Here is a 14,216-nt window from a genome sequence, read left to right as displayed (position 1 = left end):
TACCATAATGACCAAAAAATAAATAATATTGCCTTTTAGGCAATATTATTTGTATATTTAATTTTTAAACTATATTTAAAATCTAATTGAAAGTGCGATTGATCAAAGGGTTGTTCTCAAGCGTATGGGACAAGGTCAATAATTTTATCTTTCTTGTTCTCTTTACTAAAAATTCAATGAATACGTAAATTTTGAATATTTCCATTTTTACGAATTTGAACAATTTCACGCGTTGGTAAATATCTTTCGTTTAAAGCTGACATTAAAATATTTTTTTTGATTTTGGGAAAGAGCAATTGGTAATCCCAATGTTGGTAAATATCCTGTTCATATGTCAACGCTAAATTTAACTGGTTTATCATATAGTTTTAATAATGGCTCAAAATGTTTTTTAAAAGTAGTTGTTTCATAAACATTATTGGCCCCCTTATTTAAATTAGCAACACCATTAATTTTAATAGCATCATCAAGCACTTCTTGTTTAATTTTAACAGCAAGACGAAGAATCGCTTGTCCAGTATAACCTTCTATTTCGGTCGCATCTAATTGTAAATTAACAATATTTGATGATTCTTGTTCTAAAACTATTTTAAGGTTATTATTTTTGAATAAGGTTTGTAATGAATCAGAAACATCTTTTAATTCTAATAATTTTGCAACACGTGATCGTAGTAAAATTTCCTTAGCGTTATTTAAAACCCAATTAGCATTAGTTCCTGTTGTTGAAACAATATTATCAATTAAACTATAATAATGTCACACAAAAACAAAGCATAAAATAATAAATACAATTGGAAAGGCAATATGTTCTCATAACCGCATTTTAATTTTACGTTGATACCCTAGTTTTAATGTAACGGCAATGACCATCGCATAAATAAAAATTGTAATTGCTGATGACGCTTCTGTTAAAGATGAAATATCAAACGGTTGTTGATATGTCATTGCTTGCGCTGGAGTTGCCATAAACCAAAATTCTTTTGTTAAACCAACTCCTTTAATAATATCGGGAATTGCTAATCAAATAAAAATAATTAAACTAGTAATTACCAAGTTTAAAATCGAAGCACGCGCTGGTAAACCATCTTTGTTTAGTTTTCGTAAACGATCAGGTAAATATACTTCAGTTGATAATGGTTGTAACGAAGTTCCACCATACAGCGCATTTTGCATTGCAACATTAACCTTTAAGGACAACGCACTAATAATCATAATAATCGGACCACCATATAAAATAAGTTTATTGTTAAACCCTAAACTCCATGTCCCTATGTTCATATTTTGAACAAAGTGATTAAAAGCTGCAAAGAAAATAATTGAAATAACAATATAGAAAATGGTACTAATTAACATAATTAAAATAATTCCACGGCCAATATTTTTTTCTGGATTACTAATATTTCTCCCCGCGGTTGAGAATACTTCAAAACCAGCAAAGAAGAAAAAGCAAGAGTTAAAAGCTTTAATAAATCCCGGTAATGAAAATTTAGTATTGTGCCCCCAATAACTTAAATTTTCCCCACCATGCACCATGTTGAACCGCTAAAACTAAACCATAAATCCCCAAATGAGCCTCAATCAGCAGCATACCACGGAACGGTAATGCTTCCATCAGGATTAAATTGTGAGATTCAATCAGCTCCAAATGAACCACGAATTAACATCATTACTTGAATCGTAATTAAGAATGGTAATTAGACATATTGCATAAAAGCAACAAAAATTCCTCAAAACTTTCCGAAAGTTGTTCGCACATAAATATATGAAGCTCCATTATTGTTTGAATGGTGAACTCGTGCCATTTTAGCAAATGCTTATGCACATATTCCAGCAATTAGTCCTTCCACTGCAAATAACCACATAGTATGAATTCCAATTGAGTTAGGTTCTGAAATATTTGCTAAAATAGCAAAATTACCGATAAAACTAATTCCAACAATATAATTAAAGCCTAATCAAACAAAATCCGCCAAACTAAATTTTTTGTTCTGTTCTTTTTTAAGCATAAAATAGTTTTTTCCTTCCTAGTTAAAAAACAGTGTTAATATTTAATTGATGATATTTACATAAAAATTAAATTATAACATTCAAATTATTTAAATTTTTTCTAAATAATTTATCTATAATTATAAAAATCTGAGGTGAAAAAGCAAGCACGAAAAAGAAAAAAACTAGACCTTTTAGGTTCCTGTGAAAAGATTGTTTTACCAATAAAAAAGAAAATCCAAAGATTTTCATAAATAATGCTATTATTTTGTTAATTTGTTATTTTTTTTATTCAGCATTCCATCATTAATTACTTTAGGTTAATGACGATAAGCAATACTAATATTTTTTAGTTTAATTTGTAATGAGTAACTTAGTTCCTTCGTGATTGCTTCATTAATTTCTTCTGTTAACTCAGTTAATTCTTCTTCACGTAAGATCTTTCCACTAATATAAATATGTAAAATTGAATTATCAATCATACGGCATTCAATTTTATCAATAAAATATTGGTGAGTGATATCACGAATTGCATATAAAATAATTTTTTTAATTGTTAATAAACTCACAATAATACTACCACGGTGATTACTATCGATTGTTAACTCAGTAAAATTATTAGCCATTTTCGATCACCCCTTACATTTATTTTATTTTTTATGCACGGCTAGAATATTTACCATCACTTGTTGAGACCGTAATTAATTCCCCTTCTTTAATAAATAATGGTACTTGTACTTCTAACCCAGTTTCTAAAACTGCCTTTTTCATCGCGCCAGAACTAGTATCACCTTTAACAGCCGCTTCCGCTGTGGTAATTGTTAAATCAACTTTATCTGGTAAAATGATACCCAAAACTTCACCTTCATATTTTGTTACCGAAGCCATTACTCCTTCTTTAAAAAAGTTTTTTTCTCATGTTAATCTACTTGACGGAACTTCTAATTGTTCATAACTTTGGGTATCCATAAAAATAACATTCGCTCCATCATCATATAAATATTGCATTTCAACCTTATCAATCATTGCTTTTTCAACTTTATCACCGCCAGTAAAAGTAATTGATGTTGTCGCGTTGCTACGAAGATTTTTTACTTTTGCCTTAACGTGAGCTTGCCCCCGCCCCGACTTTGAGTGTTGTGCTTCAACTACAGCATAAATATTACCTTCATATTGAAATGTTAATCCCGGACGGAAATCATTTACACTAATCATTTTCTTCTTCCTTTTCTATCTTATCTTTTTTATGATTATAACCTAATTTTAATAATAAATAAAGACACAAAGAAAAATTGTTAAATTTTTTGCGCTTTTTTGCCTCTTAATGTTTTAAAAAAGAAAAAGGCGCTAATTCTTCTTTTGAACTACACCCCGGTTCTGTTAACTCCAAGTAATAACATTTTTACCAATATAACGTTCTGAATTTTTCGCTGCGATAATTTCAACCTCAGTTGCCGTCTTTTGAATTTCAAAATGACGCGGTGTAAAATAAAAGGTTGGATTTAAAACCGCAAAATATTCCATCATTTCACTAACTGGTAACGTTGCTAAAACCTTTGTTTCATAATTAAACTTAATTGTTGCTAAATCAGCTGGTTGTGTTCGGTACAATGCGATTGCGATAATTTCTGTTGTATCAGCAAAATGAACACTCGTCGCATTTGCCTTAATTTTTACATTAATCAAAGTTGTCTTTTCGCCCCCACCAGGGATTTGCTGTCAAGTTAAATCAGTTCAACTAGTTGGAGTTGTTCCTTGCTGATAATATGTGAACTCCAGTTCATTACTAGCAACTTCACCGCGATATTGATTGGTTTCTAGTGCCTCATAAATTGCATTTTGAAAAATTGGTTCCGTTACAGTGGCAATTGTGTTTTGGTGATCAAAAACAGGAACTAATGCTAATTGGGTTTTAAATAACGCTAAGGAAATTTTACTACGATCACGTGTTGCAAAATTATTACAACTAACAGCTGTTACGGGAGCACTAAATACGGTCAAAGCACTAAACATTGTCAATAGTCTTTTCATTTTAATAATCCTCCCCAAAAGCCGCATAATCAGTTTGAATAATTCCTAATTGTTTTTGATAACGAGCCTCAATAATTTGACGTTCACTAGCAGTTAATAAGTACGGATTTAATTCCATTCCTCAGTGTTTATATTTTGAACTTCCATAACCAACGGTAATTTGTGTTCGAGGGGTAACATATGAAATTCGAATTTGATATGAACCATTGGGAACATAAATTGGAATAAAAATAAAATCAGTATAAATTGAATTAAATTCTGCTTTAGCAAAACCTTTATAACGATTAGTTAATAATTTTGGATCAGTAATATGATCAGCATCATTAACTTGATTAGTATAATTTTTAAAAACATTATAGAAATTTTCAATTGCCGAAGTTTCTTTTAACCGATTTCAATATGGATTATTCAATTTATTTTCAATATCAGCAAAATCAGGAGCACGATTATTTACTAATTTTAAATCACTAAAAATGCGTGATGTTCCTGAATAATATTGTAAATCACCACCAAGGGAAAAGGTATGTAAATAAGTATATGGGTCAGCATAATCTGGTGATCATCCACAAACCAACAGATCTCAATCAGCTTTTTTCGTACGACTAGTATATTCTGTTGCATCAACAGTAATGTCTGGAATAATTTTAATAACATTATTTTCCGCATTAAACGAATCAATCATATTTAATAAGAAGCGATTACTTGTTAATGTTGATGCCCCATTCATTAAAAAGATAATTTCAACATTTGATGAACCTGTGTTTTGTTGTAACCAAGTTCGAATATCATTCAAAATATCTTTATCGTTTTTTAATAAATCTTCATTCAGATACAAGGCATCACTACCATCTTTTAATAACTGACTGCTTGCTTGCACATCATTGTTTCGAAATTTCGCCGCATATTCTACTTCAACATAGTACGGATAATCAACCCCCGCATTATTAATAAAATCACGAGCAGTATAAACATTTCGTAAAAATTTTGATGTTTGTGAATCATCTAATGTTTCTGAATAATATTTTACAAACTTACTACGATCTAAATGAGTTGCTAAGTATTTTCGAATTTTATCATATTGTAGTGCCTTGCTCGCATTTAAACTTTTTTGAGCCAAACTACTGTTACTACTTAAAATATTTGCATTAGCATAATTAAGCATTAGCGTATAAGTGGTTGGATCAGGATTAATAATACTTGAGGCCCCACTAAAAACGGGATTGGCAGGATTAGGCCCAACATATTTCCCCCAACCATTGGTATCAGTTGGTTGAACAACAAAGTCATTAACATCCCCTGATTCAAATAATACTCGTTCCCGCGAAACATCATTGTTTGCTAAATAGGTATAATTCAATTTATCAATATAAGTTAATTTAGAATGACGATAGGCAGCATTTTTTCGTAATAAAACTTGCGAGGTTGAACTATATTTTTCAACTAAATATGCCCCCGAATACCAAATATTTTTATAATTTGTCCCATAATTATAACCTTGTAATACTGCTTTTTCTGGCATTGGTGCAAACGCTAAATAAGTCATTAAGGTATCAAAATACTCTGCTGGCTTTGCTAATTTAATTGTAATTTCATCATCTGCCGCGTTAACACTCATTCCTAATTTTGTTCAAATTGGGTCATTATAATAATCCGGTTGATATTTACCAGCTTGAAAATACTCTCAAATTTCTTGTGCTCCAGCAATAAAAGTTCGTCAAATCCCAGCGGTTGCTGATAAGTTTTTTGGAAATAACACAAACTTAGCTGTGTTAATCATATTACTTGCTTTAATTTGTCGTTGAAAGGTACCTTGATAATTAAATCATTTTGCTGCTGAAGAAATTTTATATTTTCATTCACTTGCATTAGCATTTGGTTGCCCAACATATTTTGATGTTTTATCGGCTTGCACCGCAAGATCACCAAAACTACGATTATATTTATCGGTTGCCACTAATGTTCCAACTAAGTCCGCTAAAATCTTATTATCCTCTCCTTGCATTGTTGTTCCGCTTGATCATGATGTTAACGGATATTTAAACATTGAACGAAAAACATTATCATAATTTAAACGGTTAGCTAATCGCTCTAAACTAATTCCGCACGATACTACCAAGGGCGTCACCGTTGTAATGGTCGTTAAACTTGCAAAAAGCGCTAATTTCTTCTTTAACATCGTTATGCCTCCTTACCTTTTGGACCAGCAATTTTAGTTTGTGCTGCCACAATTTCGCGGGAATTACCAAATAAATAATGTCCCGTTTTAATTTCAGTAAACTCTGGTAAATCAAATAAATAATCTCAATGTTCTTTCTCTGGTTCATAAATAAAATGAACTTTTTCCTTTTCATAATTTGGGTTCGGTAATGGAATTGCTGATAATAATGCCCGCGTATACGGATGCAACGGATTTGCAAATAATTCTTCGGCAGGTGCTAATTCAACAACCTGACCATGATAAATTACAGCAATTCGATCCGCAATGAAGCGCACAACCGACAAATCATGGGCAACAAAAATATAAGTTAAATTATATTTTTGTTGAAATTTTTTTAATAAATTTAAAACTTGCGCACGAATTGAAACATCTAACGCTGAAATTGGTTCATCGGCAATAATAAATTGTGGTTTCATAATTAAAGCGCGGGCAATCCCAATTCGTTGGCGTTGACCACCTGAAAACTCATGTGAATAACGTGATAAATGTTCTGGTAGTAAACCAACTTCTTTTAAAATATTTAGAATTAAAAAATTCTTCACATTATTGTCATTAACAGCCTCCAATGTTAGTTGTTTTTCATTTGTACCTAAATTATTATTATAATAATCTAAATATAATTTTCGGGCTTCATCATTTTTATATAACTCGGGAAAATTATTTAACCCTTCGCCAACAATTTCTGCAACAGAAATACGGTCATTTAGTGACGAAGATGGATCTTGAAAAATCATTTGAATCTTTTTCTTTTGGGCACGATTTTCCCGATGCGTTGGTAATTTAAAAAGCGCCGATTCCTTTACAATTTCATCAATTAATGGTAAATCTAATAAATCTAACAACCGATTTGAATCGTTAATTTCAGCTCTTGAATACTTGTATTCCTTGTTAATTCATAAATAATATAATTTAATTGTTTCTTGGTCGCGAAAAACCCCATGTCTTGCTAAGTAAGATAAGTCTCTTAATATTACTTGTAACTGGTCCTTATCTTTTATCGCCGCTAAAATATCTTTTAATGAATTACTACACTCATCAGCAGATAACGCCGCTAATGTTGCTGTAAAATCAGTTGCTGTTAATAAATTACCACTAGCAGTTGGTGAAATTGATGTTTTTAGCAAAGAATTAGCATATTTTTCTTGTAAATTACTAATTGCTTGCGCATTTGCAACTGGCTCTAATTGTAACTTCTTTAACTGTTTAAAATATTCTTTTTCAAAATCTTTTTTAAAGACATTATAACGTTTGTTATAAGCAGAAATATATTTCATTCGTTTTGATATTGGTACAAAAAGAATAAAAGCTTTTCGTTGGTTTTTTGTAATATTTTTAACCTTATCTAATAACTCATTATGAACTGGTAATAATTTTTCTAATTCTGAAAAAGATTGATTATAATATTTTTTTGCTTGCATTAGAACAAAGTTATCTTTTAATTCATTGCGAATTTGTTCTAATTTTAACAAAGTCTTATAAATTCGATGACCCAATAAAATACATCCTTCAATAATGGCAATATTTTCTTGTACCCGCATTGTAATTTCTGCTTCTAACTCTAACGATAAAGTTGGAATTCATTCGTGTAAATTATGAGCAAAACGATAAATCCGTTGGTAATTTTTTAAAATTTCCTTTAATAAAATTAAATTATTTTCATACATTTCTTTTACTAACGCAAAATTATTTTTACTATGATTAAAGTTTAACAAATCAACTTTATTTAAAGCAACATCACTAGTAATTAAATAACGCTCTGTTCCATATGAAAGTAATTCCTTTGTACTAATCACATAGTTTTTATTTTCAAAATAACGATAATAACTAATTTTTAAATTATTAATATAATTACTTAAGTTTTTATTTAGTAACATATTATTATTTTTTAAAAGGCGAAATTGTTCATTAATATGTAAATTAATTTTATATAATTGTGGTGGTTTTCCACGTAGTACCCGACGGTCCATATAAACAGTTCCATCTTTAATTGCTTGCACTCCCGCAATGGCACGACCAATTGTTGTTTTACCACTACCAGATTCTCCCACGATACTAAAAATTTCTCCCCGATAAATATCAAAATTTGCTCTTTTAACCGCATTTACTTTTTTATTTTTTTGGCGAAATTGAATTAACAAATCGCGAACCATAATAAATTGTTCTTGTTTGTTCTTGTTCATCTTATTCACCTACCTTTGCATCATTTTCAAGTTTTGCCAACTGTCGTAATTGTTTTGGTTTTTCCACTTTTGCTGCACGTGGATCTAATAATCATGTTTTCGCATAATGTGTTTCGGTTACTTTAAACATTGGTGGTTCTAACAAATAATCAATTTTCATTGCATATTTATTTCGAGGAGCAAACGGATCCCCATAAACTTTAGCATATAATGATGGTGGTGAACCAGGAATTGAATAAAGTTCTTCACCTTTTTCACCAAATTGTGGTAACGAAGATAATAATGCTCATGTATATGGATGTTTTGGGTTAAAAAAGATTTCATTAACTGTTCCATATTCAATAATTTGACCAGCATACATTACAGCTACTCGATTCGCAATATTTGCAACAACTCCTAAGTCGTGAGTAATAAAAATAATTGTAAATTTGTATTCTTTTTGCAATTCTTTAATTAAATCTAAAATTTGAGCTTGAATTGTTACATCCAAAGCGGTTGTTGGTTCATCACAAATTAATACTTTTGGTTGACAAGCTAACGCAATTGCAATAACCACCCGTTGGCGCATTCCGCCAGAATACATCCCAGGAATATCATGATAACGTTTTTTTGCCTTTGGAATTCCAACTTTTTCTAATAATTCAATTGCCATTTTTTTTGCTGCTGAACGAGAAAACTTACGATGTTTTCGTAATACTTCTGAAATTTGAAATCCAACGGATAATAATGGATTCAATGATGTCATGGGATCTTGAAAAATTGTTGCAATTGTTTGTCCACGTAGTTTACTAATTTGTTTTGCTGCTTTTAGTTTATTAATAAAACCAAAATTTTTAATTAAATTTCATTCTTCTCACAAATTATTAAAATCACTAACATTTAATGTCTCTTTTTTCAACATTAAAAGATTCATTTTATTAATCCGATAACGAACTCCATCAGTAAAAGTTTTTTTATTAAAATAAGTTGTAATCTTTTTAAATTCTTCAACGGTTGGAACGATTTGTTCATCAAAATATTTTTTTAAAAACAACATATTTTTATTTAATAAATGCTTTTCTGGTCATGTTAAATTTTTTATCTTACTAATTTCATTAGTATAATCAATAATTCGGCTTTGTAATAATTCAATGTTTTTTGCTTTAAGATTATCATCTAATAACATTGCTTCGTTTTTTTCCATTTTTTTAATTAAGGTACTAACTTTTACTAACTTATTATTTAGGCGATTTGAATGCGTAAAACTAATTTGTTTTTTTAATTCTTGTTCTTTTGCCTTTAATTGGGTAATTTCTGCTTTAACTGGTTCTAATTGTAAACTATTAATTATCTTAATTTTTTGTTCTGTTTTTGTAATTAATTTTTTATTATATTTCATAATACTTTTTCGTAAACTACTATCTAATAAAATTTTATGGAAATCAACTAAGTGCACTGGTTTTTTAAAGTACGCTAGCTCATCCGCTAAAATATTAGTTGATGGTGAATAAACAATTGAGCCATTACTAATTCACCCATTATTTTCTAACATATTTGTAAAAGTTTTTGTCATTATTGACTTTCCGCTCCCTGATTCACCAACAATTGCTAATGTTTCACCATCATAAATATCAAATGAAATATTCCGAATTGCTGTTAAAACATTCGACCTCGTTTTAAACTTTATAACTAATTTTTTAATTGAAATTACAATTTCTTTCCTCATAACACGATATCTCCTTTAATACTTTTTTATTTATAATGGTTTTTTGGATCTAGGGAATCAGCAAATACTTTCCCAAATAGGAAAAATAAAACAGATGTTCCGGCAATGAAACAAACGGGAATAATTAATAAATGTGGAAAATCTTGTCATTTACTTGACGCTAACACTTCATTTAAAATAAATCCTAATGTTGTATTTTCTCGTCCTTGAATAAAGCCAAAATTAAAGTAATTTAAAGTTAAATCAATTGCAATCGCCATTGGCACGGCAAATGATGCAGTTTGAATAATTAATGGCAAAATACGAGGCATAATATTTTTTGTAACAATTTTTGGTCCTGATGTTCCTAACATTTTTGACGCAAGATTGTATTCTGTATTACGAACTAGAATAATTTGAACACGAATAACTTCCGCTAAAGTAATCCAACTCGTCAAGGATACAACAAAGATAATTACAATCATCGATTTCCCTAAAGCAAAGATAATAATTAATCATAAAATTAAAGTTGGTACCAAATTTAAAAATCTAGTAATTTCAATAAATAAAATATCAAATTTTTTATAAAATCCTCAAATTGAACCAATAATAACTCCTAATAAAATTTGAATTACGGCAATAATTAAAGTAAATAATAATGTAGTCCGCATTCCAATCCAAATTTTATCTCAATAATTTTCCCCATTCATTCCTAATCCAAATAAATAAGTTGCATTTGGTGCTAACGGTTGTTGATAATTCGGAATTGGTAAATTAGCTGTTAATGGATTAGCAACTTTTCCAATTGGAACAATTGCGGTTAATAACACAATCGCAACTAATAATAGTAAACAAATAATAAATGTTTTTTTAGCAATTAAAATTCTCCCGACAACTTTTCAATAACTATATGATTTTGTTGAAATTCGTTCATTTTCTTCGATTTGAGGACCAACAATTTCAAATAAACTTAGATCTAAATTATCAACATCATAGTTTTGAAAATCAAATAACTCTTCATCTGTAATTCTTTTCATCATCTTGTTCCTCCTTTATTTTGTTAATTTAACACGGGGGTCTAAGACCGCCATAATAATATCTGCTAATAAACTAGTAATAATTCCAGAAGTTGCTGTTAAGAGAATATATCCCATTATAACAAAAGAGTCTTTATTTCCAACTCCAGAAACAATAAATTTACTCATCCCCGGAATTGATCAGTTTTGTTCGGCAAAAATACTGGCCCCAAAAATAGTTGTGACAAAAGCAGTTGGCAATAATCGAAAAATTCGAATTCCGGCATTACGGAAAATATGAATATAAAAAATGTAACGATTAGTCATCCCTTTTGATAAGGCAAAATTAGTATAGTCAGCGGTCATTTCATCAATAACATACCGTCTTGTGTTAATCACAATTGGCGGGGTAATCATTAGAAAAATCGCAAAAACTGGCCAAAACTTAGTATCAAAGGTTCCAGAACTAAATAACCCATGAGCATAAAAAGCATTAATTGAAATCAAATAAACGCCCACCACTAAAACAACGGGAGGAATTGCTAAAAAGATAATTGAAGCGGCATTAATCGTATTATCAACACTACGTTCTTTATTTTTAGCAGAAATAATTCCTAGGGGAACGCCAATTAAATAAGCTAATAACACAGCAACTGAACCAAAAGCAAATGAATACGGAATTGCTCTGGCAAAAATTTCTGATACTAATTCCCCCGGTTGGGCAACAGCTGTTGAAAAAACAACCCCTAAATAAAAGAATGTTGTAATTTTATCTCCAACCAATTGTCCCGTTACGGGATCAAAAGCACTGTTAACAATAATTGTCTTTTTAAAAAACGGTATAATATTATATAAATATGTCCCTAATTGGGTTCAAATTGAACCATATACACCAAAGATTTTCATTCTTTGTTCTAATAAATTATTATATTCTGGTGTTCCAGGAAGAATATTTAATTTATTAATATCAATATCAGAAATATAAATATCATCTGGTGTTACTAATCGTAATAAAATAAAAATAACACAAATTGCTAATAATAATGTAATTATGGCAAAAAAGATTCGTTTTAACGAATAACCTAATAATGGAAAACGATTAAAAAATTCACGACGATGATGATTAAAGATACTAGTTCGATATTTCATCTCCACCAGTCATGATGTTCGTTTATCTGCCCCTTGATAATCTAACTCAACATTATTAAACTTTTGGTCATACTCTTTTGCAACTAAAATATTGTTTTCGGAAATATTTTTCCTCTTGTTAATCCCTTTCATATATTTTTTCCCCTCCTTATATTAAGTAAAAATAAAATGTCCCTTTTTTAAATTTTTAATAAAATAATGTACTTAAAATAATTCGTTCAAATAATGTGCTCGATACAAAATATAATTTTATATTATATTATTATATTTTACTTTTGTAAAAAATACAATATAATTTAATAATAAATTTAAAAAATATTAATAAGGGGGATCCAATGGCAAAAAAGAAGAATGTTTTTAAACAATTACATAAATTAAAACAAGAGCAAAAAAAAAACCACCAAAAAGAGGTGGCAGAAATTGTTGATGAGACATATCAAAATCACACTTTAAAATTAGAAACTTATCAAAAACTAAAAAAAATTACTTGATTTCATTGTTTGATTGCGGTGTTAATTAGTGCAATTATTATTGGTTTTAGTTTTTTGCTCGGTATTTTTGCATTTAAAGACATTAAAAAAACCGAATGAATTGTTGTTAGTTTTTTAGTTGTTATTCTATTAATTTGATTTATCTTGGGATGATATAAAAATAAAACGGCTGCTGCTTATTTTAATGATCACCGTCGCCGTTATCAACCAACGTTAACTGATGAAGAAGCAAACATTAAAAAAATTCGTAATATTTTACTAATTATTGGCGCCATCTTATTAATTTCTTCCCTAATTATTTTCTTTACTGTCTAATTCTTTTTTAAAAAGAAAAAGCCTTGCTATTACAAGCAAGGCTTTTAAAACTAAATTTATAATTAAAAAGCTAATCCATAATTCTTAAAAGTTGGTTTTTAAGTTCATACTAATGATTTAACATTACATATCTTCATTTTTGACTGTTCTTTTAAGATATCATCAGTATGCATTCAACTAATACTGACCATTTTTTCGAGAAGCATTTCATTAAATTGCTCTTTATATTTCTGATAATAATTTTCGGTTTGTGCCTTACTTACGTTAACATTTTCTTTCCGTAAAGCTAAGTATTTCTTAAATAACATAAATGCCGCATAGTACATTACCCCAACGGCAAATCATTTTAAGTAATGGGTAAAATCATTCATTTTAACCCCTAAATTCCAACAAAAACAACAAAGAAAGCAGTAACAGTTCCCACAACACCACCGATTAAAAGACCATAGGCCACTTTGGGACTATAATTATTATCACAATGAAATGTTCATGCGGTTGTTGGCAAGGCAAAACCAGCAGCACACGTCATAATTGGAAAAGCAATAATTGTTTCCATTCCTAATAATGACACGATCGCTAAAGCTGGCGCATACAATCCAACGCCAAAACTTTGTAATCCTCCAATGATAAAGAACGCAATAATCCCAACAGCTAATTTTCAACCACTAAGTCCTTTTGTTCCAACAGTATTAAATAGTCCAACTTGGCCTAAAATCATTAAAATTCCAGCCGCCGCTAAGGACACTGCCACGAATAAAGCGACAAATTTTTTATTAACTTTATTAACAATCTTTGCGGAACAAAAAGCCCCAATCATAGCGGCAATCACTAAAGTTACTAAGGTTACTAGTTCAACTTGAATTGCACTAACAAACAAGGTTCCAGCTAATAAATTTGGAATTGTTAAACCAACATTTAATGTTCCTGGTAACTTTTTAACATCTGGAACACTATTTGTTGCATTCAAAGCAGCAACCGTTACCACAAAGCTACCAACCCCAATCGTATCAGTAAAACTACCAAGAAAACAAATTGTTGAAATTTTGAAAAGGTTTTCTTGCTTTAATTTTGTCGAAAACTCTTGATGAAATAAAAAAAATCATCAATATGACAATTTGAAAACTAATTTTGTGTAAGATTATGATT

At 29.7% G+C, this 14,216-nt stretch carries 14 protein-coding genes; 1 reads left to right on the top strand and 13 read right to left on the bottom strand.

All coding sequences use genetic code 4. From position 1 onward, the window contains the following. Window positions 1–35: 35 nt before the first annotated feature. The 11 genes from ACOBME_RS09630 to oppB form a co-directional block, all read right to left on the bottom strand. A complete protein-coding gene (locus tag ACOBME_RS09630; RefSeq protein WP_338965971.1) occupies window positions 36–263 on the bottom strand; it encodes a hypothetical protein in 228 nt (75 codons plus the stop codon). Beyond that, window positions 208–1,530: an amino acid permease gene (locus ACOBME_RS09625; RefSeq protein ID WP_419335078.1), complete on the bottom strand. Its 1,323-nt coding sequence runs from the start codon at window positions 1,528–1,530 to the stop codon at window positions 208–210. Before ACOBME_RS09625 ends, ACOBME_RS09630 begins: the two co-directional genes overlap by 56 nt. A gap of 284 nt (window positions 1,531–1,814) precedes the next feature. After that, window positions 1,815–2,006 carry a hypothetical protein gene (locus ACOBME_RS09620; protein ID WP_338965965.1) on the bottom strand — a complete coding sequence of 64 codons (192 nt, stop codon included), beginning with the start codon at window positions 2,004–2,006 and terminating at the stop codon, window positions 1,815–1,817. Window positions 2,007–2,306: 300 nt separating this feature from the next. Next, on the bottom strand, window positions 2,307–2,612 hold the full coding sequence (locus ACOBME_RS09615) for an MMB_0454 family protein (protein ID WP_338965996.1): 306 nt from the start codon (window positions 2,610–2,612) through the stop codon (window positions 2,307–2,309). Between the two features lie 31 nt (window positions 2,613–2,643). Then, window positions 2,644–3,201 carry an elongation factor P gene (efp, locus tag ACOBME_RS09610; protein ID WP_338965961.1) on the bottom strand — a complete coding sequence of 186 codons (558 nt, stop codon included), beginning with the start codon at window positions 3,199–3,201 and terminating at the stop codon, window positions 2,644–2,646. Between the two features lie 165 nt (window positions 3,202–3,366). Further along, window positions 3,367–4,017, bottom strand: a complete 651-nt coding sequence (locus ACOBME_RS09605; protein WP_338965959.1) for a hypothetical protein — start codon at window positions 4,015–4,017, stop codon at window positions 3,367–3,369. A 1-nt stretch (window position 4,018) separates the two neighbouring features. Next, window positions 4,019–6,193 carry an ABC transporter substrate-binding protein gene (locus tag ACOBME_RS09600; RefSeq protein ID WP_419335075.1) on the bottom strand — a complete coding sequence of 725 codons (2,175 nt, stop codon included), beginning with the start codon at window positions 6,191–6,193 and terminating at the stop codon, window positions 4,019–4,021. A gap of 2 nt (window positions 6,194–6,195) precedes the next feature. Further along, window positions 6,196–8,415, bottom strand: coding sequence for an oligopeptide ABC transporter ATP-binding protein OppF (gene oppF, locus ACOBME_RS09595; RefSeq protein WP_419335073.1), 2,220 nt, complete (start codon window positions 8,413–8,415; stop codon window positions 6,196–6,198). Window position 8,416: 1 nt separating this feature from the next. Continuing rightward, window positions 8,417–10,120 (bottom strand): oligopeptide ABC transporter ATP-binding protein OppD, encoded by a 1,704-nt coding sequence (gene oppD / locus ACOBME_RS09590; protein ID WP_419335071.1) that lies wholly within the window; start codon window positions 10,118–10,120, stop codon window positions 8,417–8,419. 26 nt (window positions 10,121–10,146) lie between these two features. Then, window positions 10,147–11,139: an oligopeptide ABC transporter permease OppC gene (gene oppC / locus ACOBME_RS09585; RefSeq protein WP_338965952.1), complete on the bottom strand. Its 993-nt coding sequence runs from the start codon at window positions 11,137–11,139 to the stop codon at window positions 10,147–10,149. Window positions 11,140–11,151: 12 nt separating this feature from the next. Further along, window positions 11,152–12,396: an oligopeptide ABC transporter permease OppB gene (oppB, locus tag ACOBME_RS09580; RefSeq protein ID WP_338965949.1), complete on the bottom strand. Its 1,245-nt coding sequence runs from the start codon at window positions 12,394–12,396 to the stop codon at window positions 11,152–11,154. 203 nt (window positions 12,397–12,599) lie between these two features. Here oppB and ACOBME_RS09575 point away from each other — a divergent pair, with 203 nt between their 5' ends. Next, window positions 12,600–13,070, top strand: coding sequence for a hypothetical protein (locus tag ACOBME_RS09575; protein ID WP_338965947.1), 471 nt, complete (start codon window positions 12,600–12,602; stop codon window positions 13,068–13,070). Between the two features lie 98 nt (window positions 13,071–13,168). On the opposite strand, the gene ACOBME_RS09570 is transcribed toward ACOBME_RS09575, so the two are convergent. Together ACOBME_RS09570 and ACOBME_RS09565 are read right to left on the bottom strand one after the other, a co-directional pair. Continuing rightward, entirely contained in the window at window positions 13,169–13,441 is a 273-nt protein-coding gene (locus ACOBME_RS09570) for a hypothetical protein (RefSeq protein ID WP_338965983.1), read from the bottom strand. 8 nt (window positions 13,442–13,449) lie between these two features. Then, the gene (locus tag ACOBME_RS09565; RefSeq protein ID WP_419335067.1) at window positions 13,450–14,184 is read right to left on the bottom strand and encodes a TSUP family transporter; all 735 of its coding nucleotides are present in this window, start codon (window positions 14,182–14,184) and stop codon (window positions 13,450–13,452) included. Window positions 14,185–14,216 lie beyond the last annotated feature (32 nt).

This window comes from Spiroplasma endosymbiont of Sarcophaga variegata (assembly GCF_965178695.1).
In the GTDB taxonomy this organism is placed as follows: domain Bacteria; phylum Bacillota_I; class Bacilli_A; order Mycoplasmatales; family Mycoplasmataceae; genus Spiroplasma; species Spiroplasma poulsonii.
Note: the sequence above shows the minus strand (reverse complement) of the source record. Positions and strands in the feature narration are given on the sequence as shown.